Origin of the sequence: Stenotrophomonas sp. TWI1151 (assembly GCF_039673135.1) — a bacterium.
In the GTDB taxonomy this organism is placed as follows: Bacteria; Pseudomonadota; Gammaproteobacteria; order Xanthomonadales; family Xanthomonadaceae; genus Stenotrophomonas.
Window position 1 is genome coordinate 260,824 of sequence record NZ_JBDJLA010000001.1, and the last position, 24,069, is coordinate 284,892.

The 24,069-nt window shown below is 67.1% G+C and carries 26 protein-coding genes; all 26 read right to left on the reverse strand.

All coding sequences use genetic code 11. The features are described from left to right. Nucleotides 1-7: 7 nt before the first annotated feature. Nucleotides 8-1,138: a flagellar biosynthesis protein FlhB gene (flhB, locus tag ABE422_RS01125; RefSeq protein WP_346482277.1), complete on the reverse strand. Its 1,131-nt coding sequence runs from the start codon at nucleotides 1,136-1,138 to the stop codon at nucleotides 8-10. A 173-nt stretch (nucleotides 1,139-1,311) separates the two neighbouring features. Further along, entirely contained in the window at nucleotides 1,312-3,456 is a 2,145-nt protein-coding gene (locus ABE422_RS01130; protein WP_346482534.1) for an EAL domain-containing protein, read from the reverse strand. A 205-nt stretch (nucleotides 3,457-3,661) separates the two neighbouring features. Next, complete coding sequence (fliR, locus tag ABE422_RS01135; RefSeq protein WP_313211871.1) at nucleotides 3,662-4,453, reverse strand: flagellar biosynthetic protein FliR; 792 nt, start codon at nucleotides 4,451-4,453, stop codon at nucleotides 3,662-3,664. Nucleotides 4,454-4,463: 10 nt separating this feature from the next. Continuing rightward, on the reverse strand, nucleotides 4,464-4,733 hold the full coding sequence (locus ABE422_RS01140) for a flagellar biosynthetic protein FliQ (protein WP_019184809.1): 270 nt from the start codon (nucleotides 4,731-4,733) through the stop codon (nucleotides 4,464-4,466). 39 nt (nucleotides 4,734-4,772) lie between these two features. Further along, complete coding sequence (fliP, locus tag ABE422_RS01145) at nucleotides 4,773-5,555, reverse strand: flagellar type III secretion system pore protein FliP (RefSeq protein ID WP_121036736.1); 783 nt, start codon at nucleotides 5,553-5,555, stop codon at nucleotides 4,773-4,775. Between the two features lie 2 nt (nucleotides 5,556-5,557). Further along, nucleotides 5,558-5,959 (reverse strand): flagellar biosynthetic protein FliO, encoded by a 402-nt coding sequence (fliO, locus tag ABE422_RS01150; protein WP_346482278.1) that lies wholly within the window; start codon nucleotides 5,957-5,959, stop codon nucleotides 5,558-5,560. Next, nucleotides 5,956-6,294: a flagellar motor switch protein FliN gene (fliN, locus tag ABE422_RS01155; RefSeq protein WP_121036738.1), complete on the reverse strand. Its 339-nt coding sequence runs from the start codon at nucleotides 6,292-6,294 to the stop codon at nucleotides 5,956-5,958. The genes fliO and fliN overlap by 4 nt, the downstream gene beginning before the upstream one ends. Next, on the reverse strand, nucleotides 6,291-7,298 hold the full coding sequence (gene fliM / locus ABE422_RS01160; protein WP_313211869.1) for a flagellar motor switch protein FliM: 1,008 nt from the start codon (nucleotides 7,296-7,298) through the stop codon (nucleotides 6,291-6,293). Before fliM ends, fliN begins: the two co-directional genes overlap by 4 nt. Nucleotides 7,299-7,306: 8 nt before the next feature. Continuing rightward, the gene (locus ABE422_RS01165; protein WP_313211868.1) at nucleotides 7,307-7,825 is read right to left on the reverse strand and encodes a flagellar basal body-associated FliL family protein; all 519 of its coding nucleotides are present in this window, start codon (nucleotides 7,823-7,825) and stop codon (nucleotides 7,307-7,309) included. A 114-nt stretch (nucleotides 7,826-7,939) separates the two neighbouring features. Beyond that, on the reverse strand, nucleotides 7,940-9,091 hold the full coding sequence (locus ABE422_RS01170; protein WP_346482279.1) for a flagellar hook-length control protein FliK: 1,152 nt from the start codon (nucleotides 9,089-9,091) through the stop codon (nucleotides 7,940-7,942). Then, nucleotides 9,091-9,549, reverse strand: a complete 459-nt coding sequence (fliJ, locus tag ABE422_RS01175) for a flagellar export protein FliJ (RefSeq protein ID WP_070471607.1) — start codon at nucleotides 9,547-9,549, stop codon at nucleotides 9,091-9,093. The genes ABE422_RS01170 and fliJ overlap by 1 nt, the downstream gene beginning before the upstream one ends. Nucleotides 9,550-9,552: 3 nt before the next feature. Beyond that, nucleotides 9,553-10,932 carry a FliI/YscN family ATPase gene (locus tag ABE422_RS01180; RefSeq protein ID WP_346482280.1) on the reverse strand — a complete coding sequence of 460 codons (1,380 nt, stop codon included), beginning with the start codon at nucleotides 10,930-10,932 and terminating at the stop codon, nucleotides 9,553-9,555. Next, nucleotides 10,929-11,564 (reverse strand): FliH/SctL family protein, encoded by a 636-nt coding sequence (locus tag ABE422_RS01185; RefSeq protein ID WP_088435059.1) that lies wholly within the window; start codon nucleotides 11,562-11,564, stop codon nucleotides 10,929-10,931. Before ABE422_RS01185 ends, ABE422_RS01180 begins: the two co-directional genes overlap by 4 nt. After that, nucleotides 11,561-12,547: a flagellar motor switch protein FliG gene (fliG, locus tag ABE422_RS01190; protein ID WP_026070041.1), complete on the reverse strand. Its 987-nt coding sequence runs from the start codon at nucleotides 12,545-12,547 to the stop codon at nucleotides 11,561-11,563. Before fliG ends, ABE422_RS01185 begins: the two co-directional genes overlap by 4 nt. A gap of 13 nt (nucleotides 12,548-12,560) precedes the next feature. Next, nucleotides 12,561-14,201: a flagellar basal-body MS-ring/collar protein FliF gene (gene fliF, locus ABE422_RS01195; RefSeq protein WP_346482281.1), complete on the reverse strand. Its 1,641-nt coding sequence runs from the start codon at nucleotides 14,199-14,201 to the stop codon at nucleotides 12,561-12,563. 12 nt (nucleotides 14,202-14,213) lie between these two features. Beyond that, a complete protein-coding gene (fliE, locus tag ABE422_RS01200; protein ID WP_313211863.1) occupies nucleotides 14,214-14,576 on the reverse strand; it encodes a flagellar hook-basal body complex protein FliE in 363 nt (120 codons plus the stop codon). Between the two features lie 310 nt (nucleotides 14,577-14,886). Then, nucleotides 14,887-16,383, reverse strand: a complete 1,497-nt coding sequence (locus tag ABE422_RS01205; protein ID WP_313211862.1) for a sigma-54 dependent transcriptional regulator — start codon at nucleotides 16,381-16,383, stop codon at nucleotides 14,887-14,889. Beyond that, nucleotides 16,380-16,757 (reverse strand): response regulator transcription factor, encoded by a 378-nt coding sequence (locus ABE422_RS01210; RefSeq protein WP_026070040.1) that lies wholly within the window; start codon nucleotides 16,755-16,757, stop codon nucleotides 16,380-16,382. The genes ABE422_RS01205 and ABE422_RS01210 overlap by 4 nt, the downstream gene beginning before the upstream one ends. Nucleotides 16,758-16,771: 14 nt before the next feature. Then, nucleotides 16,772-18,184 carry an RNA polymerase factor sigma-54 gene (gene rpoN / locus ABE422_RS01215; protein ID WP_313218269.1) on the reverse strand — a complete coding sequence of 471 codons (1,413 nt, stop codon included), beginning with the start codon at nucleotides 18,182-18,184 and terminating at the stop codon, nucleotides 16,772-16,774. 264 nt (nucleotides 18,185-18,448) lie between these two features. Continuing rightward, nucleotides 18,449-19,081 carry a response regulator transcription factor gene (locus ABE422_RS01220; RefSeq protein WP_121036749.1) on the reverse strand — a complete coding sequence of 211 codons (633 nt, stop codon included), beginning with the start codon at nucleotides 19,079-19,081 and terminating at the stop codon, nucleotides 18,449-18,451. Between the two features lie 87 nt (nucleotides 19,082-19,168). After that, nucleotides 19,169-19,750 carry a PilZ domain-containing protein gene (locus ABE422_RS01225; protein WP_313218271.1) on the reverse strand — a complete coding sequence of 194 codons (582 nt, stop codon included), beginning with the start codon at nucleotides 19,748-19,750 and terminating at the stop codon, nucleotides 19,169-19,171. Then, nucleotides 19,747-20,046, reverse strand: a complete 300-nt coding sequence (locus ABE422_RS01230) for a hypothetical protein (protein ID WP_346482282.1) — start codon at nucleotides 20,044-20,046, stop codon at nucleotides 19,747-19,749. The genes ABE422_RS01225 and ABE422_RS01230 overlap by 4 nt, the downstream gene beginning before the upstream one ends. Next, nucleotides 20,043-20,330, reverse strand: a complete 288-nt coding sequence (locus ABE422_RS01235; protein ID WP_019184790.1) for a hypothetical protein — start codon at nucleotides 20,328-20,330, stop codon at nucleotides 20,043-20,045. The genes ABE422_RS01230 and ABE422_RS01235 overlap by 4 nt, the downstream gene beginning before the upstream one ends. Then, nucleotides 20,327-20,746, reverse strand: a complete 420-nt coding sequence (gene fliS / locus ABE422_RS01240) for a flagellar export chaperone FliS (RefSeq protein ID WP_019184789.1) — start codon at nucleotides 20,744-20,746, stop codon at nucleotides 20,327-20,329. The genes ABE422_RS01235 and fliS overlap by 4 nt, the downstream gene beginning before the upstream one ends. A 137-nt stretch (nucleotides 20,747-20,883) precedes the next feature. After that, the gene (gene fliD / locus ABE422_RS01245; RefSeq protein ID WP_346481047.1) at nucleotides 20,884-22,224 is read right to left on the reverse strand and encodes a flagellar filament capping protein FliD; all 1,341 of its coding nucleotides are present in this window, start codon (nucleotides 22,222-22,224) and stop codon (nucleotides 20,884-20,886) included. Between the two features lie 183 nt (nucleotides 22,225-22,407). Then, nucleotides 22,408-23,958: a flagellin gene (locus ABE422_RS01250; RefSeq protein ID WP_346482283.1), complete on the reverse strand. Its 1,551-nt coding sequence runs from the start codon at nucleotides 23,956-23,958 to the stop codon at nucleotides 22,408-22,410. Nucleotides 23,959-24,069: the final 111 nt, after the last annotated feature.

Consider the following 24,069-nt stretch of genomic DNA (forward strand, 5'->3'; position numbering starts at 1 on the left):
TGCGCGCTCATGGGCGGCCTCCCTTGCCGAATTCATCGATATCGATGCTCGGTGCCGCCGGCATCGGGCCGGTCCCCCAGCTGCGCAGCTGGTAGACGTAGGAGAGCACCTGGGCCACGGCCGAATACAGTCTCACGGGAATTTCCTTTCCAAGTTGACCTTCCCGATACAAGGCGCGTGCCAAAGGCGGGGCGGAGACGATGGCGACCTTGTTGCCGTCGGCCACTTCACGGATGCGCAGGGCGGTTTCATCCACGCCCAGGGCGACCACGGTGGGCGCCCCCATCTTTCCGCCGTCGTACTTCAGGGCGACCGCGTAATGGGTGGGATTGACCACCACGACATCGGCGGTGGGCACCGCCTCCATCATCCGGCGGTTGGACATCTGCTGCTGCAGCTGGCGGATGCGGCCCTTGACCTCGGGGCTGCCTTCGCTTTCCTTCATCTCCCGGCGCAGCTCTTCACGGGTCATCTTCAGCTTGCGCATCCAGTTCCAGCGCTGGTACGGCGCATCGATGGCAGCCAGCAGCATCATCGCGCCGCCGGTGGCCAGCATCAGCTTCAGGGTGAAGCCCAGGCCATGCACCATCGCCGCCTCGAGGGGCTGGTTGAGCAGGTCGCGCAGCGAGCGGGTGCCGTGCCACACCACCAGCCCCGCCGCGGTGCCGACGAAGGCGATGCGCAGCAGCGACTTGGTGAACTCGGCAATCGCTTCAGGCCCGTACAGGCGCTTCATGCCGGCCATCGGGCTGAGCCGTTTGAAATCGGGCATCAGCGATTTGTTCGACCAGCGCAGCCCGCCCATCGCCACCGGCGACAGGAAACAGGCCAGCAGACAGATCACGAGTAGCGGCCACATGGCCAGCATCAAGCGCAGCATCAATTCGCCGAAGTGGCCGAACAGCGCCTGTGGGTGCAGGCGCAGGCCCGGCTCGGGGCTGAGCGCGAACTGCATCCAGCTCTTGGCGTTGCTGGCGATGGTGCCGGAGAACGCCATCAACGCCAGTACGCCGGCACCGAACACGGCCGCCGTCGCCAGCTCCCGCGAGCGCGGGATGTTGCCCTGTTCCCGGGCATCGCGCAGGCGTTTTTCGGTCGGTAATTCGGTCTTTTCGCCGGCTTGTTCGTTTTCGGACATCAGGGCACGACACGGGAGGAGATACCCGGGTCGGTGCAAGAACCGTTCCGTGAGCCGCGAGCCAAGGTAGTGCCGGCCGCGGGGCGGCTCAAGGTGATGCCTGCTGGCCCTCGAGGAGCCGGCCAGCGGCCGGCACTACCTCACCGGGCCTGCATCATCCCGCCGGGCCGGCATCACCCCGCCGAGGCCCCTGGCCGCGCCTGGGCCTTCCAGCCTGCCGCAACCTCCACTCTGGGGCGGGGCAGATCATGCAGCTGCATGAAGCGCAGGGCGTCTACCGGTCTGCCGAGCAGATAGCCCTGCAGGTAATCACAGCCCAGCCGTTCCAGGTAGGCGCGCTGACCGGCGGTCTCGACCCCCTCGGCCACGATGTCCATGTCCAGGGCATGCCCCAGGGCCACGATCGCCGAGACGATCACCACATCCTCGGAGCTGTTTTCCAGGTCGCGCACGAAGGCATGGTCGATCTTGATCTCGGTGGCGGGAAGGCGCTTGAGGTACAACAGGCTGGAGTAGCCGGTACCGAAGTCATCGATGGAGATGCCCACCCCCAACGCCGCCATGGCCTGCAACAGGGTCAGGCTGGCCTCGGTATCGCGCATCACCGTGTTTTCGGTGATCTCCAGGATCAGCCGGCGCGGCTCGATGCGATGGGTCTGCAGCGCCTCGCGGACTTCCTTCAGCAGGTTGGGCGAGGCGAACTGGATCGGCGAGAGATTCACCGACACCGTCCAGGCGTCATGCCCGGCGTCGTGCCACACGCGCAGCTGGCGGCAGGCTTCATCCAGTGCCCAGCGCCCGATCTCGTTGATCACGCCGCTGCGTTCGGCCAGCCGGATGAAGCGGTCCGGCGGAATCAGGCCCTGTTGCGGATGCCGCCAGCGGATCAACGCTTCGGCGCCGCTGATCGATTGCCCGGCGACGCGGGTCTTGGGCTGGTAGTGCAGGAACAGCTGCTCGCTGCCGATGGCGCGGCGCAGGTCGGCCAGCAGCTGGAACTGCTGCTCGGCGCTGTCATTCATCCAGTCCGCAAACAGCACGTAGGCGTTGCGGCCGGCTTCCTTGGCCTGGTACATCGCCGCATCGGCGAAGGCCATCAGCTGGCGCTCGCTGGCGGCGTGGTCCGGGCAGATCGCGATGCCGATGCTGGCGGTCACCTGCAGGTCGTGGCGCGGCAGCAGTGGCTCGTTGCCGACGGTCTGGATGAGGCGGCTGGCCAGTGTCGCCACGTCCTCGTCGTTCTCGATCGGCACCACCAGCACGAACTCATCGCCGCCCAGCCGTGCCAGCATGTCCGCCGGCCGCAGCAGCTTGCGGGTGCGGTCGGCGACGGCCACCAGCAGCGCATCGCCGGTCTGGTGGCCGTAGGCATCGTTGACCTGCTTGAAGCCGTCCAGATCCATGAACATCACCGCGAAGCGGCTGCCGCGCTGCTCGGCCTCGGCCAGGGCCTGCTCGATGCGCTGCTGCAGCAGCCGGCGGTTCGGCAGGCGGGTCAGGGGATCGTGCAGGGCCGCCTGGGTCAACTCCGCCTGCGCATCATCCAGCGAGCTGCTCAGGTCGGTGTTGCGCAGCCGCAGCAGCTGCGCCTCCATGCGCTGGTCCAGCCAGGACACGATCAGGACCACCGCCAGGATCGCGATGGTCAGGGCCAGCACCACCAGTGCCAGCCATTGCGCCTGCAGGCCATCACCGGCCGCAGCACCGCAGATGCTGTCCGCCGGAAAGCGGGCGGCGGCCATGCCGGTGTAATGCATGCCCACGATCGCGGTGCCCAGCACCAGTGCCGGTGCGGCGCGGTCGCGCAGGCGGCGGTGCGTGCTGCGCAGGCGGAAGGCAATGAACAGGGCCGTCCACGAGGCCGCCACTGCAATCAGCAGCGACAGCGCCACCCAGCCGGCGTGGTAGTCGATGCCGGGCTGCATGTGCAGCGCGGCCATGCCCAGGTAATGCATCGAGGCGATGCCACTGCCCATCAGCACGGCGCCAAGCGCCAGCCGCCCGTGCGGCAGGGTCGGCTGCGAGACCAGCCACAGCGCGAAGATGGAAGAGGCCATGGCGGCCAGCAGCGAGACGGTGGTCAGGCCAAGCGCATAGCCGAGGGGGATCGGCAACTGGAAGGCGAGCATGCCGATGAAGTGCATTGACCAGATGCCCAGCCCCATCGCGCAGCCGCCGCCGACCAACCACAACCAGGTGGTGCGGCGCGTGGTGGCGGTCGTCACCCGGCTGGACATATCCAGCGCGGTAAAGGAGGCCAGTACTGCGACAAGGAACGAAATCACCACCAACCACGGGGTATAGCTGCCGATCAGCATGGAAGACACTCTCCCTGGTCAACATCTGAGCGATACGACAGGACGCACGGCCATCACCGCAAAGATACGGTGAAGATTCTGTCGTTGCGTTGCAAAGGCACTGCCGTCGAGCGGTCAAGACTACCGTCAGGCCCCCGGTGCCCCGCAAGTGGCGTGAGTGCCCCCAACCCATGGCGGCAGGAGGTGTCCCGCCGCGTGTCCCGGGTCAGCGGCTGACACTGTCGGCGGCATCGAAGGCCGCATCGAACAGGCGTTGCACCGGCGGCCCCATCTCGCCGGCCAGCACGGTCAGCAGGAACAGGCCCAGCAGCAGTGCGACCGGCAGGCCGAGCTGGATCGGGTTCAACGCAGGCGCCGCACGGGCCAGCACGCCGAAGGCCAGGTTGATCGCCAGCATCGCCACGGTCAGCGGCAGTGCCAGCGTGAGCGCGCCACGGAACACCTGCAGCAGGAAGGTCGGGGCGATGCTCAGGAATGCCTGCGGATCGGGCAGCGAGGTGCCGATCGGCAAGGCCTTGTAGCTGTCCATCAACAGCGAGATCAGCGCCAGGTGGCCGTTGACGGTGAAGAACAGCAACCCGAACAGCAGATAGAACCACTGCCCGATCACGCCGGAACTGCCGCCACGCAGCGGGTCGCTCATCTGCGCGAAGGCCAGGCCGGTACCCTGCGCGACCAGCTCGCCGGCCATCGCGCCGGCTTCGAAGACCAGCCTCAGCAGGAAGCCGATCGATACGCCGATCGCCAGTTCGCGGGCAATGGTCAGCACCGTGGCCGCATCGAAGCCGGTCCATTCCGGCACCGGCGGCAGCATCGGCGACAGCGCGATCGCCAATGCGCCGGCAAGCAGCACGCGGATCCGTGACGGCACCGCGCGTGTACCGATCAGCGGCATGGCCATCAGCATCGCGCCGATCCGCAGCATGGTCCACAGGATCGTGCCGATCATGCCGAAGGCCTGCAGGCCATCGGCGGCCATCTGGGTTGCGGAATCCACGGCGGCTGCCTCAGCCGATCAGATGGGGAATGCGCTGGAACAGCAGCGTGGTGTACTCGACCAGGTGGCCGATCAGCAGGCTGCCCAGCGCGAACAACACCACGGTCAACGCCGCGGCCTTGGCGACGAAGGCGATGGTGGGTTCGTTGAGCTGGGTCGCGGCCTGGACCACGCCGACCACCACGCCGACGATCAGCACGGTGAGCAGCAGCGGGCCGGCAACCCACAACACGGTGATCAGGCCACCACGCAGTTCGGTCAGGGCAAGTTCGGGCGTCATGTCAGTCTCGGGTCCGTTTCGATCAACAGGGTGGGGCGGTCAGACTGCATTGAAGCTGGCAGCCAACGTGCCCACCACCAGAACCCAGCCATCCACCAGCACGAACAACAGGATCTTGAACGGGGCGGAGACCAGCATCGGCGAGAGCATCATCATGCCCATCGACATCAATACGCTGGCCACGACCAGATCGATGATCACGAAGGGAATGAAGATCAGGAAGCCGATTTCGAAGGCGGTCTTGAGCTCGCTGGTAACGAACGAGGCGACCAGGATCGGGAACGGGATGGCATCCGGGCTGTCGTAGGTGCCGTGGCCGGCCATGCCGGCAAAGGTCATCAGATCGGTCTCGCGGATCTGCGCCAGCATGAAGGCGCGCAGCGGCTGGGTGGTCAGGGTCCAGGCCGTCTGGAAATCGATCTCGCCGTTGAGGTAGGGCGCCATGCCGCTGCCCCACGCCTTCTGCCACACCGGCAGCATCACCATCGCGGTGAGGAACAGCGCCAGGCCGAGCAGCACCTGGTTGGACGGGGTCTGGCCGGTGCCGAGCGCCTGGCGCAGCAGGCCCAGCACGATGATGATGCGGGTGAAGGCGGTCAGCACCAGCAGCATCGACGGGATCAGGGTGATCGCCGTCATCAACAGCAACGTCTGCAAAGGCAGGCTGACCGGCTGCCCGCCGATCTTGCCGACATTCACATCCGGCAGTGCCGGCACACCCGGCACGCCGGGCGCGGCCCAGGCCAGGGCCGGCAGCGCGCACAGCAGGGCGGTCAGCAACAGCGGCAGGTAACGGGTCCAGGAAGTACGGGGGCCACGCATGGTCAGGGTTCCTTGCGCAGCCGCTGTTGCAGCAGCTGGGCGAAATTCGAGAGGTGTTTGAAATCGGGAAGGCGCGCCGGCGTCGGGGCCGGCAGGGGGTCGGGCAGCTGATGCAGCGTGTTGATGCCACCGGCAGTGACGCCCAGCAGCAGCTGGGTGCCATTGACCTCGACCACCACCACGCGCTCCTTCGCGCCGACGGTCAGGCTGGCGACCACGCGCAGCCCCTCGGCCGGGCGGAAGCCGCTGCCGGGCATGCGCTTGAGCAACCAGCCCAGCCCGACGATCAACGCCAGCACGCCGAGCAGTGCCAGCACCGCACCGAACATGCCCGGTGCAGCGGCGGCATGCTGGCCGACCTTGACGGTCGAGGCGCCGGCCGCGATCAGCAGCCCGGCACTCAACGCAGTCTCCGGATCCGTTCGCTCGGGCTGACCACGTCGGTCAGGCGCACGCCGAAGCGGTCGTTGATCACCACCACCTCGCCATGGGCGATCAGGGTGCCGTTAACGAACACGTCCAGCGATTCGCCGGCACCGCGCTCCAGTTCCACCACCGAGCCCTGGTTGAGCTGCAGCAGGTTGCGGATCGGCAGGCGGGCGCGGCCCACTTCCAGCGACAGCGTCACCGGCACATCCAGGATCACATCCAGGTTGAGCTCGTCGCCGACCGTGGTGTCATCGGACTGCAGCTGGGTGAACTGTGCCGGTGCCGGCGCGTTGGATTCGATATCGTTCATTGCGGGTCTTCCTGCAGTACGGGAACGCGTGGGCGGATGCCCGGGGGATGGGTGGCGGTGATCTTCACCGCGTTGAAACCGTTGGCGACGCCGAACTCGCCGGTGAACACCGGCACGTTTTCCACGCACACCGGCACCTGCTTGGGCAGCTCGATCGGCAGCACATCGCCGATCTTCAGCTTGGTCAGGTCGCGCAGGCTCATGCGCTTGGTGGCCAGTACGCTGGAGAGCGTGACCTCGGCGATGTTGAGCTGCTCGCGCAGCATCACGCCCCAGCTGGCGTCGCGGTCGTTGCGGTCGCTCTGGATGCCCGCGTCAAGCAGCTCGCGGATGGGCTCGAGCATCGAGTAGGGCAGGGTGACGTGGATGTCGCCGCCACCGCCGTCAAGCTCGACATGCAGGCGGCAGACCACCACGTACTCGCGCGGCGTCACGATGTTGGCGAAGTGCGGATTGATCTCGGAGTTGATGTACTCCAGCTCCACATCCATCACCGGCGCCCAGGCTTCCTGCAGATCAGCGAAGGTCTGCTTGAGCAGCAGGTGGATCACGCGCATCTCGGTGGCGGTGAACTCGCGCCCTTCGATACGGGTCGGGTAGCGCCCATCACCGCCGAAGAAGTTGTCCACGATCGCGAACACCAGCGTCGGCTCGAACACGATCAGCCCGGTCCCGCGCAGCGGCTTGAAGCGGATCAGGTTGAGGTTGGTCGGCACGTACAGCGAGTGCATGTAGTCGTTGAACTTGATCAGCTCGATGCCACGCACGGAGAGTTCAGCCGAGCGGCGGATCAGGTTGAACAGGCCGATGCGCCACAGGCGCGCGAAGCGCTCGTTGACCATTTCCAGGGTCGGCATGCGGCCGCGGATGATGCGGTCCTGACTGGCGAAATCGTACGAGCGCGCCTCGCCGGGCGTGGGCGCATCGAGGTCGGTCTCAACCGCACCGGAGTCCACGCCATGCAGCAGGGCATCGATCTCGTCCTGGGAAAGCAGGTCATTCATGGTCGCCCTTACTGGGTCACGAAACTGGTGAACAGCAATTCGTCGGCACCGGGCTTGCCGGTCTCGGCCTTGAGCAGCTTCTGCACTTCAGCCAGTGAACTGGCCTGCAGGCGCTCTTTGCCGGCGCGGTCGGCGATGTCGCTCGGCTCGACCTGGGAGAACAGCATCAGCAGCTTGGCGCGGATGGCTGGCGCATGCAGCTTGATCGCCTCCATCGCGGCCGGGTCGCGGCTCATCAGCTGCACTTCGACCTGCAGGTAGCGCGGGCCGTCGAAGCTGCTGTTGAGGTTGACCACGAACGGCGGCTCAAGGCCGAAGTACTGCGCCGGGGCAGGCACCGCGGATTTGCTGGCGGCCGGCTTGGCGGCCTTGTCATCATGCTTGGACTGGGTGAAGTACCAGACCCCGCCACCGGCGGCGCCAGCGGCGAGCACCGCGACCAGGGCGGTGACCAGGAGCGGACTGCGCGGCTTGGCGGTCTTGTCCTTCTCGGCGGATTTCTTGGTTTTATCGGCGGCTGCGGCCACGAGGGGAAGCTCCAGAGGATTGCTTCCTGCCTACATGCAAAGGCCGTGCCTGAATGCTGAAGACGACGTGTCGGCTTTCTGGCGGCGCGGTCGAGCCCGCGCCGCCGCGTGCGATCACGCGTAGGCGTCGACCAGGCCGCGCTGGCGGATCAACTGCGAGGGCGACAGCGTGGTGTCGGCCAGCGCCGGTTCTCCGTCCTCGCCATTCATTCCGCCGCGGCCATCGCCTCGTCCGCCATCGGGCGCGGTCTGCTGGTGGCCTACATCGGCATTGCCAAGCTGGAAGCCCTGCTCGCCAAGCAGGTCGCGCAGGCGCGGCAGGCTGCTTTCCAGTGCATGGCGCACGTCGGCGTGGGCACTAGTGAAGCTCGCATGGACCTTGTCGCCGTCCAGTTGCAGGCGCACCTCGATCGGACCGAGGTCGTTCGGGGTGATCTTGATGTGGGCGTGGCCGATCTTCTGGTCCGCCAGCCAACCGACGCGCGCGCCGACGGCATCGTCGAAATCCTCACCTCCCAGATGCGGGGTGGCGGTAGGCGAGCCGGTGAACACGCTGGCCACCGTCGGCTTGGCCTCGGTCATGCCCTGCAGTGCATGCAGCAGCGGGCTGGCGGGGGCATCGGGGCCGTCGTTGGTGGCCGCGTTCAAGGCGTCCGTGAAGGTTTTGAGCAGCAAGGCATCGTCGGCCGGCGCAGCCTCGGCAGCCAAGGCGGGCAGGGCGATGCTGCCGTCGGTGGATGGCGCGGCTGCCAGCGCCGGCGGGGTCGCGTTGGCGTCCGGGGCTGCGGTGGCCACGGCCGGCAGGGCCGCATTGGCGCCCGCGGCGGCGCCGGTCGCCACGGGTGTGACGGGCGTGGGCGCCGGTACCTGCAGGCCGTTCAATGCCAGCCCGGCCAGCCCCAGCGGGGGCCATGCGGCCTCGGTGTCGTCGGCCGGTTCGGCGGCCGGCTTCTCCGCCGTGGCCGGTGCCGTGGCAGCGGTATCGGGGGGGGCGACCGTGTCGTCTGCCTTCCTGGCGCTGGGCCTGGCGGGGCGTGTCGCGGCGTCCTTGTCCTGGCTGGCGGTGCCGGTCGTGGCGCTCTTGCCTGCGTCGCGGCTGCTGCCGGCGTTGCGCGGCGTGTCGTTGCGGGGCGCCTCGCGACCTGGCTTGAGCAGCGCGTCAAAGTCCCGACGGTCGGTGCCGCGGGTGCTGTCCGCGCGGGGGCTGGACGAGGTGCCGCCCGCATTCTGTGCGGAGGCGGCGCCGCCGAGTAGGCCGGAAGGCATCACGGGCTGCCTCCGTTCTCGCCTTCTTCGCGCTGCGCCTGGCGCGAACGGCGGGCGCCGAGATCGTCCATCTCGCGCTGGTCGCGGCGGTCTGTGACCACCTTTTCCTGCGCGCGGTAGCTGGCGGCGAGCTGTTCCAGCACCTGCTTGTCACGGCTGGCCAGCAACAGGCGGGCGCGCTCGGCGTCCACCTTCTCGCGGTTGTTGTCCACGGTCTGGCGCTGCTGGGCGACCGCACTGTCCAGGCGATCCAGGAAGGCGCGGCGGTTCATCAGCTGGGCCGGGCTGGTGGCCGACATCTGGGCACCGGCGTATTCCTCGGCGTAACGGCGCAGCTCATCCAGGCGCGACACATGCGTGTCGAGCGCACGCTGGCGCTCGGCCAGGTCGCGGGCGACCTCGTCTTCGTGGTCCTGGGCACGTTTCAGCAAGGGGTCGAAGCGCTTGGATTGGATCATGGCTTAACTCTCTGGTTCCACCAGCCGCTTGAGGGCGGCCTGACTGTGCGGCAGGTCGGCGGCTTTGCCGACGTCCTGGCCGAGGAATTCAACAATGCCCGACCAGCGCTCCAGCGCTTCGTCGGTCGCCGGATCGTTGCCGCGCTGATACGCGCCGATCGCGATCAGGTCGCGGTTGGACGAATACGCCGAGACCAGCCGCTTGAGCTTGCGGATGCGCAGGCGCCACGGTTCGTCGGCAATTTCCGTGACCACGCGGCTGACCGAGGACTCCACGTCGATGGCGGGGTACAGGCCGCTGTCGGCGACGCGGCGCGAGAGCAGGATGTGGCCGTCAAGAATCGCGCGTGCGGCATCGGCGATCGGATCCTGCGGATCATCGCCTTCGGTCAGCACGGTGTAGAACGCGGTGATCGAGCCGCGGCCCTTGGCGCCATTGCCCGCGCGTTCAACCAGTGCGGGCAGCTTGGCGAATACGGAGGGCGGATAGCCGCGGGTGGTCGGCGGCTCACCGACGGACAGGCCGATCTCGCGCTGGGCCTGGGCGAAGCGGGTCAGCGAGTCCATGAGCAACAGCACGTTCAACCCCTGGTCGCGGAACCACTCGGCGATCGCGGTGGCGCGGTAGGCACCGTGCAGGCGGGCCAGCGGCGGGCGGTCGGCCGGGGCCGCCACCACCACGGCGCGGCGCAGGCCTTCTTCGCCCAACGTGCTTTCCACGAAATCGCGGACCTCGCGGCCACGTTCGCCGATCAGGCCCACCACGATGACATCGGCGGCGGTGTAGCGGGTCATCATGCCCAGCAGGGTCGATTTACCGACACCGGAGCCTGCGAACAGGCCGACACGCTGGCCGCGACCGATCGGGAGCAAGGCGTTGATGGCGCGTACGCCCACGTCCAGCGGCTGGGTGATCGGCTCACGCGAGAGCGGGTTGATCGAGACGCCGGCCATGCCGACGGTGCCTTCGGCGCGGATCGGGCCCTTGCCATCCAGCGGCACGCCGTCGCTGTCGATCACGCGGCCGAGCAGGCCTTCGCCCACTTCCACGCCACCGCGGCCGAGCGAGGGCACGACCCGCGCATTGGGCAGCAGGCCGTGCAGTTCGGCGCTGGGCATCAGGTAGGTGCGTTCACCGGCGAAGCCGACCACTTCGGCATCGACCCAGCCACCGTCGGCCACCTCGACCTTGCAGCTGGCGCCCATCGGCGCTTCACAGCCGACTGCTTCCAGCGTCAGGCCAACCGCGCGGCGCAGCACGCCTTCGCGGATCAGGCCGCGGCCATGCGCGGTATCCGGGCGGATGTTGTCCAGCCGCGACGCCAGCCGCAGGTTGCGCGCGGCGGTCCAATCGGCGGGTGGGGGCAGGGTATCGGTGTTCATGGGGTGGTTCCGGCTTTGCGGATGACCGCATCCAGGGCGCCGCGCAGGCGTGCATCCAGCGTGCCGTCGATGCGCACGGCCTCGGCATGCACGCGCAGGTCGCCGCGGCTCAGGCTCAGATCCGGCGTCAGGCGCTGGTTCGGGGCCAGGTTGAGCACCGGCGCCAGCGCAGCGATGTCGTCTGGATGCAGGCGGACCTCCACATCGCGGCTCGCGCCACCAACGGCATCCACCGCTTCATTGACCAGCTGCGCCAGCAGTTCCGGTTCGGCCTCGTAGGCACGCCCGACCAGGTTGCCGGCCACCCGCACTGCCAGCTCGCCGAGTGCGGCGACCACTTCGTTCTCCAGCCGCACCAGTGGCCGGCTGAAGTTGTCCAGGATGCCTTCGATCTGCGCGATCAGCCGGCGCACTTCCGCCTGGCCCTGGGCCAGCCCTTCGGCGTGCCCCTGATCGAAACCGTCTTTCTCGGCGCTGTCCTGGATCGCCTGGATTTCTTCCAGGGTCGGCAGCTGCAGCAGCGGTTCCGGCTCGTGCTCCGGATCCGGTTCGGTGAGCTCGAACTGCTCTTCCGGCGGCGGCTCGGGCACCGCCAGCAGGTCCGGGGCAAGCCAGCGCACGGCGTTGTTCACAGCATGGCCTCCGCGTTGCCGCCAATGGTGACGGTGCCTTCATCGGCCATCCGCTTGACGATCGCCAGGATCTCGCGCTGCGCCACTTCCACATCGGACAGGCGCACCGGGCCGCGGGCTTCCATGTCTTCGAGCAGGATCTCAGCGGCACGCTGGGACATGTTGCGGGTGATCTTGTCGCGTACCTTGATGTCGGCGCCGCGCAGGGCCAGGCCGAGGCGCTCGCCGCTGACTTCGCGCAGCACCAGCTGCAGTTCGCGGTCGTCCAGGTCGACCAGATCGTCGAACACGAACATCAGGTCCTGGATGCGGCCGCTCAGCGGGGCATCGATGCGGGCGATCTCGCCCAGGATCGCCTGATCCTGGCCGCTGTCCATGAAGTTCAGAATGTTGGCCGCACACTGCACGCCGCCCACGTTGGACGACTTCAGGTTCTGGTTGCCGGCGAACTGGCGCTCCATGATCTCGTTGAGTTCATTGAGCGCGTTCGGCGGAATGCCATCCAGCGTGGCGATGCGCAGCAGTACGTCCACGCGGGTGCGTTCGGGCAGCAGCTTGAGCGCGTCGGCGGCCTGGTCGGTTTCCAGGTGGGCCATCACGATGGCGATGATCTGCGGGTGCTCGTTGCGGACCAGGTCTGCGACGGCACGCGGATCCATCCACTTCAGCGCGTCCAGGCCGGTGGTGTTGCGCCCCAGCAGGATGCGGTCGATCAGGCTGCCGGCTTTTTCGGTGCCCAGCGCCTGCACCAGCATGTTGCGGATGTAGTCGTCCGAGCCCACGCCGAGCGAGGTCTTGGAGCCCAGCTCGCTGCCGAACTGGTCCATGACCCGCTCGACCTGCTCGCGGGTGATGTCGGTCATGGTCGCCATCGCGATGCCGATCTTCTGGACTTCCTTGGGCTCCATGTGGCGCAGCACTTCGGCCGCGTCCAGTTCACCCAGCGAGAGCAGCAGGACGGCAGCGCGCTGAACGCCGGTCAGCGGGGGAGGTGCATCAATCATTGGCCACCCAGCCCTTGACCACCTGGGCCACGCGCTTGGAATCGGTCTTTACAGCTTCACGCGCCATGCGCAGTCGTTCCTCGTAAGAGTCCACCGGCAGCGCCAGCGGTTCATGTCCGGCCGCGTGCAGGCGCTCGCTGCCGATCGCCGGCAGCCCTTCGCCATCGTCGACCAGCTGCACATCGGCACGGTGGGGTTCCAGCGCGTCATCCTTGGGCTTGGTCTGGCCGGTGATCGAGCGCAGCGCCGGGCGCAGCACACCAAACACCAGGGCCAGCACCACGATCGCGCCGAGCAGCAGACGCAAGGCGTCCTGCACCTGGGGCAGCTCCCACCACTTCGGCCCTTCGACCGGCGTCACTTCGCGCACGAACGGGGCATTCATCACCGAGACCGTGTCGCCTCGTTCGGCATCGAAGCCGACCGCCTGCTTGACCAGCGCTTCGACGCGCGTCAGCTCGGCCGCCGAGAGGGCCTGGTCGACCATCTTGCCGTTGGCACCTGCGCGCGGCACGTTGTCCACCAGCACCGCCACCGAGACGCGCTTGATGCGGCCGGCCGGCTGGCGGGTGTGCTGCAGGGTGCGGTCCAGCTCGTAGTTGCGGGTCGCGTTCTTGGAGGTTTCCGTCGGCGCCTGCGCCGTGGCCGGTGCGGCGGCCGGGCCGGGCGGGGTATTGCTGGCAGCCCCGGGCACGCCCTGCGGGCCGGGCACGTTGCTGCTGTTTTCGCTCATCTGCTCACTGCGCAGCTTCTGCGGCTCGCCGTTGTAGAGCTCGCGGGCTTCTTCGATCACCGAAAAATCCATGTCCACGCTGACTTCCGGGTTGACCCGGCCGGGGCCGGTCATCGGCTCGAGCAGCTCGCGGATGCGCTGATTGAACGAGGTTTCCTGGCGGCGCACCTGCTCGAACTGCGCGGCATTCATGGCCGCTTCGCTGTTCGGATCGGAGACGCTGAGCATGCGCCCGCTCTGGTCCACCACGGTGACGCGCTCGGGCGCCAGGTCCGGGATGCTGGCGGCGACCATGTGCACGATCGCATCGATCTGGCCGCGTTCAAGCTGCTGGCCACCGCGCAGCTCCAGTACCACCGAGGCACTGGCCACGTCACGCTGGCGGGTGAAGGCGCTGGGCTTGGGGATGGCCAGGTGCACGCGCGAATCACGGACCGGGCGCAGCGTGTTGATGGTGCGCGAGAGCTCGGTTTCCAGCGAGTGCTGGTAGCGGGCGTTTTCCATGAACTGGCTGACGCCGAAGCCCGGGTCACGCTCCATCAGTTCGAAGCCCAGACGGCCGCTGTCGGTCAGGCCGGAGCCGGCCAGCTTCAGGCGGGCATCGTGCAGGTTCTTTTCCGGCACGGTGATGCCGCCGGTGGCGGGATCCAGCTGGAAGGGAATCTGCGCCGCGCGCAGCAGGTCGGTGGCCTCGGCCGTGGCCTTCTGGTCCAGCCCGGTGTACAGCGGCACCATGCCCGGCTTCTGCGACCAGAAGAACACGAACAGCCCTGCCGCCACGGCCACGGCGATCATCGCCATCAGGCCGAGCCGACGGGTGATCTGCAGGCTTTGCAGCCGGTCGAACCACTGCCCAGCCTTTTCGGTGTTCAGCGATTCTTTGGAGAGCGACAGGGCCATGCGTTTCTATCCTTACAGCGGCATGTTCATCACGTCCTGGTAAGCCTGGACGAGACGGTTACGGACTTCCACGGTGGCGCGGAAGGCGATCTGGGACTGCTGCGAGGCGACCATCACTTTGGCCAGGTCCGCACCGGGTTCACCCAGTTCGAAGGATTTGGCCAAGGCACCGGATTTCTGCTGCGCATCGTTGACGCCGGCGATGGCGCCGCGCAGCGTTTCGGTAAAGCTCGGGCCCTGGATCTCCTGGGGGGACACCAGACCCTGGATGGCATTGCTGCGCGGCAGCTCCGTCAGCGGACTGACGGCGGGCTGCCCTATCTGGGTCTGGAAGGTGCGGATCTGAGAAAGGATCGAGGTGACGGAGTGCGACATCTGGAACGTTCCGAAGCAGGGGTGGGTTACACGGGAATACGTTGCAAGTGCCGTGCCGAAACGGATGAGTGGTTCAGTTTTGTAAGGGTGGCGCGGGTTTGCGTATTCAGCGGCGCCTGCAGGCGCGGCCGTGATCTTCGTCAGGCGCCGGGGAGTGGCCGAGCGGCGGTGTGACGCGGTGGCGTGCCGGAGAGTCGACGCCGGAAAACCGGCGGAGGGTGCTCTGAGCCTTCGAGGCGGAGACCATTTGACAGATCCGCAAAAAAGCCCGGGACAGGCCCGGGCTTCTGGTTTCCACGTGTTGATCGGCTCAGCCAGCCAGTTCGGTCTGGTCGCGCTCGATGCCGTACTTGCGCAGTTTTTCCACCAGGGTGGTGCGGCGCAGGCCGAGCAGCTGGGCGGCGTGGGCGACGACGCCCTGGGTGCGTTCCAGCGCTTCGTTGATCAGGTTCAACTCGATGTTGGCCATGTGGTTGCGCAGGTCCAGGCCGTCGTCGGGCAGGGCCGGGGCGCGGCTGACGGGGCCGTTGCCGTTGTCCAGGGCCGGGGTGCTCTGGGCGCCCGGGGTGTGGAAGGAGAAGCTGCGCAGGTCCAGGCGTTCGTCGGCCACGGCGGCTGGCGCCGCTACGGCCACCGGCGCGGCGGCGGCGAAGTCACCGCGATAACGGGCCGGCAGGTCCTGCACGCGCACGTTGCCACTGGGGTGCAGCACGGCAAGGCGCTCGACCAGGTTGGTCAGCTCGCGCACGTTGCCGGGCCACTCGTAGGCGGCCAGGGCCTGCAGCGCTTCGCCGGTGAAACGCACTTCACCACGCCCGGTACGGGCCAGCTGGCCGGCGATGGTGGTGACCAGTGCCGGCAGGTCTTCGCTGCGCTCGCGCAGGGCCGGCACATCGATCGGGAACACGTTGAGGCGATAGAACAGATCCTCGCGGAACTTGCCGTCGGCGATGCGCGATTCCAGATCGCGGTGGGTCGCGGCGATCACGCGCACGTTGCAGCGGATGGTCTGGTTGCCACCGACGCGCTCGAAGCTGCGCTCCTGCAGCACGCGCAGCAGCTTGACCTGCATCGGCAGGCTCATGTCGCCGATTTCGTCCAGCAGCAGGGTGCCACCCTCGGCCATTTCAAAGCGGCCCTTGCGGGCGCTCAGTGCGCCGGTGAAGGCGCCTTTTTCGTGACCGAACAATTCGCTTTCCAGCAGGTCGGCCGGAATGGCGCCGCAGTTGATCGCCACGAACGGGCCATCGCGGCGGGGCGAGCGCTGGTGGATCGAGCGCGAGACCACTTCCTTGCCAGTGCCCGATTCGCCCAGCACCAGCACGGTGGTGTCGAACGCGGCGACCTGCTCGATCATCCGGCGCAGCTGGGTGACGGCCGCGCCATCGCCGGTCGGGCCCTGGTCCTGCACGGCGCCGGCCTGGTGCTCGGCATCCAGGCGCTTGAGGCTGGCACGGCGCAGCAGGCCTTCCATCTGCGCGTGGCGCAGCGGCGCTTCCAATGGCCACACATTGGCCTCGTGCAGGCCGAACTGCTGGGCGAATGCGGTGGTGTCGCCGTCGATCAGCATCACCGGCGGGGGCAGGGCACCCTTGCCCAGCCAGGCGAACAGCGCGTCGCTGCGGTCGGAATTGTCCAGCCCGCCGATGATCGCGGCCATCCAGTCGTTCGGGCGGTGGCGGGTGATGTCGAAGTCGTTGGCATCGGCCACCCAGCGCGGGTTGAAGTCCATGAACTCCAGCAGGGCGACGGTGCGCTCGGCGCGGACGGCGTCGTTGTCCAGTACCAGGATGCGGGATTCGCTCATGATCCGTTCCCCTTCAGGCCTTCCAGGATCGGCATCACTTCCTGGATGTAGGACAGCTTGCTGACGAAGTTGTCGGCCCCGGCGCGCAGCGCATGCTCGCGGTGTTCGGCGTCATCGAAGTGGCTGGCGATGACGATGTACGGCGCATCATCCTGGGATTTGATCAGGCGGGTCGCCTGCAGGCCGCCCATCTCCGGCATGGCCAGATCCATCAGCACCACCTTCGGGCGCAGCGACTCGGAGCGTTCGATCGCTTCCAGGCCATTGGCGGCGCTGCCGATCACGTCGAGCCAGTCGACCTTGCGGAAGTGGCGCATGGCGGCATTGATGAAACCTTCGTGGTCGTCGACCAGCAGGACGGTGAGCTTGTTCATGTCTTCCATTTCCTTCAGCCCACCCGGGCCAGGAGGTGCGGGGTGCTGGCATGGCTGCGGCGGCGTTCGCGCGCCGGGGCGATGTCCAGTTGTTCGCGGTATTTTGCAACGGTACGGCGGGCGATGTTCACCCCTTGGCGCGAAAGCAGGCCGGCGATGGCTTCATCGGCCAGCGGCCGGGCAGCCGGTTCGGATTCGATGAGACGGCGCACCATGGCCTTGACGGCCTGGCCGGAGACGCTGGCACCTTCAAGGCGCACGGCGAAGAAGTGCTTCAGCTCCAGCGTGCCGCGCGGGGTCTGCAGGTACTTGCCGGTGGTGATGCGCGAGACGGTGGACTCGTGCATGCCGATCGCGTCGGCCACTTCCTTCAGGGTGAGCGGCGCCATGGCTTCTTCGCCACGGGTCAGGAAGCCGGCCTGGCGTTCGATGATCACGCGCGCCGTGCGCAGCAGGGTGTCGTAACGCATCGACAGGCCGCGGGTCAGCCAGCGCGCTTCCTGCAGCATGTCACGCAGCGGCTGCGCCGCTTCGCTGGTCTCGGCCAGGGCCTGTTCGTAGTGCGGGTTGATACTGAGGCGGCGGCTGGTGGCCGGGTTCAGCGCGACGCGCCACTGACCATCGGCATGCCAGGCGACCACGTCCGGAATCACGACGCCGTTGCTGTCCGGCAGCAGGCTCTCGCCCGGGCGGGGCTGCAGCGACAGGATCAGCCGGACGGCCTCATGGATGTCGGCCACTTCGGCATCCAGCTGCTGGGCCAGGGCCGGGTAGTCGTGTGCGGCCAGCGCGGCCAGGCCGTCGTCGAGGACGCGCTGGGCGAGGTGGCGGGCCGGCACGCGGCCGGGCAGGGCGCGCAGCTGCACGCTCAGGCATTCGTACAGGTCCTGCGCGGCCAGGCCGATGGGATCGCCGTGCAGGATTCGCTGACGGACCGCTTCCACACCGGCAGCGTCCACATCGCAGCGCGCACTGGCGAGCAGGGTCAGCTGGGCAAGCGGGGCATCCAGATAGCCGGCGTCGTCGCAGTGCTCCAGCCAGAAACCAGCCACCGCCAGGTCGCGGTCATCCAGCTCCATCGCCAGCCGCTGCAGGGCGCGCAGCTGCGGATCGGAGGACTCGCCGGCTGCCACGCGCTGCATGCGGTCATCGTCACCGTCCTGCCAACCGGCACCGGCCACGTCCCACATGGTGCTTTCCGGCAGTTCGTCGAAGGCGGCCACATCCTGGGCGGTGGTGGCTTCGGCGGTGTCGGCAGCCACCGGCTCCGGCGCTTCTTCGATCTCGAGCAGCGGGTTGGTCTCGAGGGCGCGGCGGATTTCCAGTTCCAGCTGCATGCCGTCGAGCTGGAGCAGCCGGATCGACTGCAGCAGTTGCGGGGTGAGGTGGAGCTGCTGACCCATCTGGGTCGACATGGAGGCTTTCAAAGTGGTGTCCCGTTCGCACCGACTCCCCGGTGCGTTATGGAACACATCTTGCTTCTCTTCCCGTACGCCGGGAATCAGGGGGTTCCTGAGTCGGGTCGTCAAATCCCTGACAGCGTGTAGGGGCCGCCCCTACATCGGCGCGGTATTTTGACGGGTGTCCGGGGTCGAGGCCTTGTTCTTCCGTGCCAGTCCGCCTGATCGGGCTTCAAAAATCCGTCGCCCTGCCCGGTGGACACACGCCGTGCGCCGGAGAACCGGCGCGAATCACTCCAGCTCGTGCTGATGACGGGCGGCGAGCAGCACCAGATCATTGGCACGGCGGCAGCCCAGCGACTCCATCATGCGGGCGCGGTGCGTCTCCACCGTCTTGACGCTGATGCCCAGGTCCGCCGCGATTTCCTTGTTGCTCTCGCCCTTGCCGATCTGACGCAGGATCTCGCGCTGGCGCGGCGACAGTGCGGCCACACCGACCGGCTTTTCCCTGCCCAGCATGGGCGCCAGCATCTTGGCCGAGATCTGCGGACTGAGGAACACCTGACCGGCATGCGCGGCGCGCAGGGCGAGTTCGAGTTCCTGCGGGGCGGCATCCTTCACCACGAAGCCGACCGCGCCACGGTCCAGCGCATCGCGCACATGCACGGCATCGTCGTGCATGGTCATCATCACCACGCGCGAGCCGGGCGTACGCAGCAGGATGTCGCTCAGGGCTTCCAGGCCGGTGCGGCCGGGCAGGGACAGGTCCATCAGGACCACGTCCGGGGAATGCTGCACGCTCAGCTGCAGCGCCTGCTCGGCGTTGCTGGCCTCGGCGATGACCTCGACGTCGGCAAAGCCCTGCAGCAGGCGACTGAGGCCGGCACGGACCAGGGTGTGATCATCGACGATGAGAACGCGCACAGGCTGCTTGGGGAGCGGGGAGGCCGTCACCTTAACGGAGTGAAGGCCTACCGCCAAGCCGAATACGTCACAGTCGGGGCCGTACGGTCAACGCAGGCGACGCGCTTCGGCGATCTGGCGGCGGTGCAGGCGGAACAGATGCCGCTCCAGGGCCATTTCCAGCGCGTCGCTCAGCCCTTCGAAACGCAACCACAGGTAATGCGCGCCCGAGCCATTGGCCGCTTCGGCCACGATCACCACGGGCAGGTCGATATGGTCGGGCAGCCAATCGCAGGGCTGCAGGCGGATCACGCCCATGCTGCCCGGTGCGGCGCCGCTGCGGCTGCCCTGTTCCAGGCGGATGCCACGGCGTGACCAGCGCAGGGGGCGCAGTGGCAGGTCCTGCGCACTCTGCCGGACCAGGCGGCCCAGCAGCACCATGACCAGATCGAGCTTGGCTTCCAGGCGCTGCACCTGAAGCGTGGCATCGCTGCGGTCGTCATGACCGTCATCGCTGCGGGCATCCTCCACCAGCGCCACGCTGCGCAGCAGGGTCTCGGCCGTGCCGGGGCGGATCACCGCGCTGCCGATGCGGAACTCGGCCGGCAGCGCCACTTCGCAGCTCAGCGTCTCATCGAACAGCTCGCTTTCGGCCGGGTGATGGATGGCGCTGGTGCGAAGCTCGTTCATGACAGGGATTCTGCGCAAAGGCGCGCCTGTGCGGCGCGGGGTGGGTGGCGATGGTCACGGCCAGAGCGGCTGGCTCCCTCGCGCTGCCGCATCATGAACAGCATGATGCGCTGCTGGCGTGCCTGTAGTGAAGCCAGCCCCGGCACGTCGAACAGGGCTGATGGACCGGCCAGATAATTGCGCTGGGCGGCATCGAGGGCATCCAGCTGGCGACCCGCTTCGACGAGGTTCTCATCCTGCAGCGCCGCTTCCAGTGCATCCAGCCGTGCGTTGATCGAGCCAAGCGAGGCGATCACAGTGCCTCTGCCTGCAGGTAGGCGTGGGCGGCGCGGAGGGAGCGACCGCTGTGCTGCAACTGCGCGGCAGCTTCGTCGCGCAGCTGGACCATGCGCGAAAGCACGCGCTGCTGATGGTCGCGCAACGCCTGGATCGCAGCATCGGTCGGGCGTTCAACCACCAGCGACAGCGCCGCGACCGCCTGCAGATGGTCGGTCATCAGGCGTTGGCTGGCTTCGTGGTCGCCGCTGGGCAACGCAGCTTCCAGGGTATCCAGGGTGTCGTGGAGCGGGCGCAGGTTCATGGCGCAGCAACCGGCCGCACCTGGCGGTGGTCGGCCGGAATGGCGTTCCACGCCGAGTCGATTTCCATCACCAGTCCAAGGGCCTCTTTCAATGCCGTCGGATCGTTGTGCAGGTTGGCCTCGGTCAGGCGCATGATGATGAAATCGTAGAGTGCCGAAAGGTTGGCCGCGATCTCTCCGCCGGCCTCATGATCCAGCGACCCGTTGAGGTGCCCGACGATGGCGCAGGCTTCGCCGATCGCCTTGCCCTTGCGCGGCTGATCATTGCGCTGCAGCGATGCTTCGGCGGTACGGATGCGTTCGCAGGCGCCGGCCAGCAGCAGGGCGACGAGCTTGTGTGGATCGGCATCGACCACTGAAGTGGTGACGCCGACCTTGCGGTACTGCTCGGCGAACTGCCGATTGGGACCGTACATGAATGGACTCTCCTGAGTTGCCTGCGTGCCGGAGTACCTGCGCGGTTGGCGCAGCGTGGCACAGGTCTTACTGGGTTATCGGCGCATACGGCCGCCGACTTGAGGCTGCCGTATGCAAAGGGGGAAGGCAGGGCGGATCAGCTGGTCAGCTGCGAGGCCAGCGAGCTGCTGGCCGATTGCATCTGGGTGACCAGCGTTTCCATGGCGGTGAACTGCTTGGTGTAGCGATCGGAGACTTTTTCCATCCGCGCATCCAGGTCGTCCAGTTGCTTTTCCAGCGCCTTGATCTGTTTGTTGAGCGAGCTGGTGCGCTGGGTGATGGTGCCCGTGGTCGCATCGAGATTGCTCTTGAGCAGCTCGGTCAACGGCTTGCCCATGGCGCCCTCGGCGCCGAACAGTTTCGTGGCGGCCTCGGGATTCTTGGACAACGCCGTATCGAGCGTGGTCGAGTTGAGGCTCAGGGTGCCATCGGCGGCGATGGTCACGCCCAGCGCCTTGAGGTCGTTGACGTTTGCGCTTATCTGGCCGCGCAGCTGCTGCTGCAGGCCGCGCACCATGGCATCGCCGGTCATGGTCGAGGCGGTGCCGGTTTCGGCGTTGTAGGCGCTGGAGTTCTTGAGCGTGGACTGGATGGAGTTGTAGGCGGTGATGAACGCGTTGAGGTTGGTCTTGAGCGTGCTGTTGTCCGGGCTGATGGTCAGCGTCTGGGTCTCGCCTTCCTTGGCCTTGGTCAACGTCAGGCTGACGCCCGGCACCAGATCGGTAATGGTGTTGGAGCTGCTGGTCCGGGTGAACCCGTCCACCACCACCACCGCATCCTTGGCTTCGACCATGACATCCATCGTCGAGGCATCGGTACCATCGTACTGCAGCGCCGCGAGCCCGCCGTTGCCACCGCTGGCGCTGACCTTGAGGGCGCCCTTGCTGCCGGCGTCGACCGCCGTCAGCACCAGGTGCTCGCCATCGTCGGCGGTGACGACCGCCGCGGTCACGCCCTTGCTGGCGGCGGCGGAATTGATCTCCGCCGCGATCTTGGCCAGCGTTGCGCCCGCTTCGATGGTGACACTGACGCTCTTGTCGCCATAACCGATCGTCAGCGTGCCGTCACCGACGACCGCCTCTTTCTCATAGGCCTTCGAACTCAGCTTCTGGTTCTGTGCCAGGGATTTGACTTCCACCTGGTGGGTACCCGCGGCTGCCTTGCCAGCCGTGGTGCTGGTATCCAATGCGGCGGTGAAATTGGACTCGGTCGGCGTGCTGGTCTTCAGCCCGGGGGTGGCCATGCCCTTCGTCAGCGCGGTCAGTGCCGTCTGCAGACCGGTCATGCCGCTCTTGATGGTGCCCAGCGCCGAGAGTTTGGCGCTGGCGGCCACGCCGGCGGTATTGATCTGCTTTTCCCGGGGTTCGCGCTCCTTGGCGACCAGCTGTGAAACCAGGGAGGGAATGTCGAGGCCGGAGCCAATCGTGCCGAGGGCCATGAAGGGGATCCTTGTTCTGGGACGGGCCGTGCGGATGTCCTGCATCTGCTATCGGCGGGTGATGGACGAGCTTGAGCGCCTGGGCGCATCCCGGCGTGCTGCAAGCTCCGTGCCACGTTTGTTCCGGACACGAAGAAGGGGGCTTTCGCCCCCTTCCCGTTACTGCAAGGTACTACCGCTGGATCAGCGCAGCAGGCTCAGCACGTTCTGGCTGGACTGGTTGGCCTGGGCCAGCATGGCGGTACCGGCCTGCTGCAGGATCTGGTTGCGGGTCAGCTCGGCGGTTTCCGAAGCGTAATCCACGTCGCGGATGCGGCTACGGGCTGCGGACATGTTTTCCGACGAGGTGTTCAGGTTCGCAACCACCGAGGTGAAGCGGTTCTGGATGGCGCCCAGGTCAGCTCGCGAGGAGTTGATCGAGTTCAGGGCTGCGTCCATTGCCAGGATGGCGTTGTCGGCACCGTCCTTGGACGAGATGTCCAGGTCGGCAAAGCCTTCAGCAGCCTTGCCGGCAGTGAACTTGGCGGTGGTGGCGGCGAGGCCGGTGGCATCCTTCAGTTTGTCGGCAGTCAGGCTGCTCTTCACTTCGAAGTTGGCCTTTTCCGAGGTCAGCTGCAGCTTGCCTTCCAGCAGCGACGCGGTGACGCCCGTTTCGTGGGTCTTCGCATTGATTGCGTTGACCAGCGCGGTGCTGCGATCGCCAGCGGTCTTTGCGCCACCGACGGTGATGTCGACGAAGCCCGAACCATCGCTCTTGCTGATCTGCAGCTGGCCAGCGGTGACGCCGGTCGAGAAGTCGGCGGCCTCTGCGATCTGAGTGGCGTCAGCGACGGTCACGCCAGCAGCAACGAAAGGCGCGCCAGTGATGCTGAAGCCTTTACCGGAGTTCGAAACGGTGATGGCGCCGGCAGCTGAGGACGTGGACACGCCAGCCGCAGCCAGTTCGCTGGACTTTGCAGCAAGCGCCGTGTTGATGTTGGCAATCATCGACGTGCGTGCGGCGGCGACATCTGCGCCGCCGGTGACGCCAGCAACATCAATCTGAACGCCGGACATGCTGAACGAGAACGCTGCGTACGCCCTTGCGCCGTCGGCGCCAGTGGCATCCTCCAAGCTGGCGCCATTGATCGTTCCTGCCGTTGCATTCGCGATCGCATCCTTGGCGCCACCGACGGGCACGTCACCGCTAGCCGTGGCCGCCTTGGATGCCGTCGTCCAGTTGCCCAGCTTGCTGATGTTGGCGTTGGCGACCTGCGAGATGTTGATCGTCTGGCCCTGGTTGGCGCCGATCTGGAAGGCCTGGTTGGTGAAGCTGCCGTCCAGCAGGTTGGTGCCGTTGAAGTTGGTCTGCTCGGCGACGCGCTGGATTTCCTGCTTCAGCAGCTGGACTTCCGCGTTCAGCGCCTGGCGGTCCGAATCGGAGTTGGTGGCGCTGCGCGACTGCACGGCCAGTTCACGGACGCGCTGCAGGTTGTTGCCGATTTCACCCAGGGCGCCTTCGGCGGTCTGGGCCAGCGAGATGCCGTCGTTGGCGTTGCGGGCGGCCTGGTTGGCGCCGCGGATCTGGGTGCTGAAGCGCTCGGAAATGGCCAGGCCGGCCGCGTCATCCTTGGCGCTGTTGATGCGCAGGCCGGAGGACAGGCGCTGGATCGTGGTGGCCAGGTTGGTGCCGCTGGTGCTCAGGTTGCGCTGGGCGTTCAGCGACATGGTGTTGGTGTTGATGACTTGTGCCATTGTGCGGTTTCCTTGTTGGCAGTGTGTCCGGCAGAGCAGCCTGACCGGTTTCGGGGGGCAGTGGCTGGCGCCCCACCAAGGGGTGTGCTACCGCTGCTGAAATCAATAACG

Bases quoted from the DNA above. Each gene is read 5' to 3' on its own strand.
- ABE422_RS01140 (WP_019184809.1), bottom strand. From the start codon at position 4,733: ATGACGCCCGAACTTGCCCTGACCGAACTGCGTGGTGGCCTGATCACC.
- fliD (WP_346481047.1), bottom strand. From the start codon at position 22,224: ATGGCCCTCGGCACGATTGGCTCCGGCCTCGACATTCCCTCCCTGGTT.
- flhB (WP_346482277.1), bottom strand. From the start codon at position 1,138: ATGTCCGAAAACGAACAAGCCGGCGAAAAGACCGAATTACCGACCGAA.
- fliN (WP_121036738.1), bottom strand. From the start codon at position 6,294: ATGAACGATATCGAATCCAACGCGCCGGCACCGGCACAGTTCACCCAG.
- fliE (WP_313211863.1), bottom strand. From the start codon at position 14,576: ATGTCGCACTCCGTCACCTCGATCCTTTCTCAGATCCGCACCTTCCAG.
- ABE422_RS01250 (WP_346482283.1), bottom strand. From the start codon at position 23,958: ATGGCACAAGTCATCAACACCAACACCATGTCGCTGAACGCCCAGCGC.
- fliJ (WP_070471607.1), bottom strand. From the start codon at position 9,549: ATGATCCAATCCAAGCGCTTCGACCCCTTGCTGAAACGTGCCCAGGAC.
- ABE422_RS01210 (WP_026070040.1), bottom strand. From the start codon at position 16,757: ATGAACAAGCTCACCGTCCTGCTGGTCGACGACCACGAAGGTTTCATC.
- ABE422_RS01170 (WP_346482279.1), bottom strand. From the start codon at position 9,091: ATGCCTTCCGGCCTACTCGGCGGCGCCGCCTCCGCACAGAATGCGGGC.
- ABE422_RS01205 (WP_313211862.1), bottom strand. From the start codon at position 16,383: ATGAGCGAATCCCGCATCCTGGTACTGGACAACGACGCCGTCCGCGCC.
- fliP (WP_121036736.1), bottom strand. From the start codon at position 5,555: ATGCGTGGCCCCCGTACTTCCTGGACCCGTTACCTGCCGCTGTTGCTG.
- ABE422_RS01180 (WP_346482280.1), bottom strand. From the start codon at position 10,932: ATGAACACCGATACCCTGCCCCCACCCGCCGATTGGACCGCCGCGCGC.
- ABE422_RS01130 (WP_346482534.1), bottom strand. From the start codon at position 3,456: ATGCTGATCGGCAGCTATACCCCGTGGTTGGTGGTGATTTCGTTCCTT.
- fliS (WP_019184789.1), bottom strand. From the start codon at position 20,746: ATGTACGGTCCCAATCGGCAGTTCGCCGAGCAGTACCGCAAGGTCGGC.
- fliF (WP_346482281.1), bottom strand. From the start codon at position 14,201: ATGGCCCTGTCGCTCTCCAAAGAATCGCTGAACACCGAAAAGGCTGGG.
- ABE422_RS01235 (WP_019184790.1), bottom strand. From the start codon at position 20,330: ATGAACCTGCGCCCGCTCCACGACACCCTGGATACCCTGGAAGCTGCG.
- ABE422_RS01225 (WP_313218271.1), bottom strand. From the start codon at position 19,750: ATGAACGAGCTTCGCACCAGCGCCATCCATCACCCGGCCGAAAGCGAG.
- fliM (WP_313211869.1), bottom strand. From the start codon at position 7,298: ATGAATGACCTGCTTTCCCAGGACGAGATCGATGCCCTGCTGCATGGC.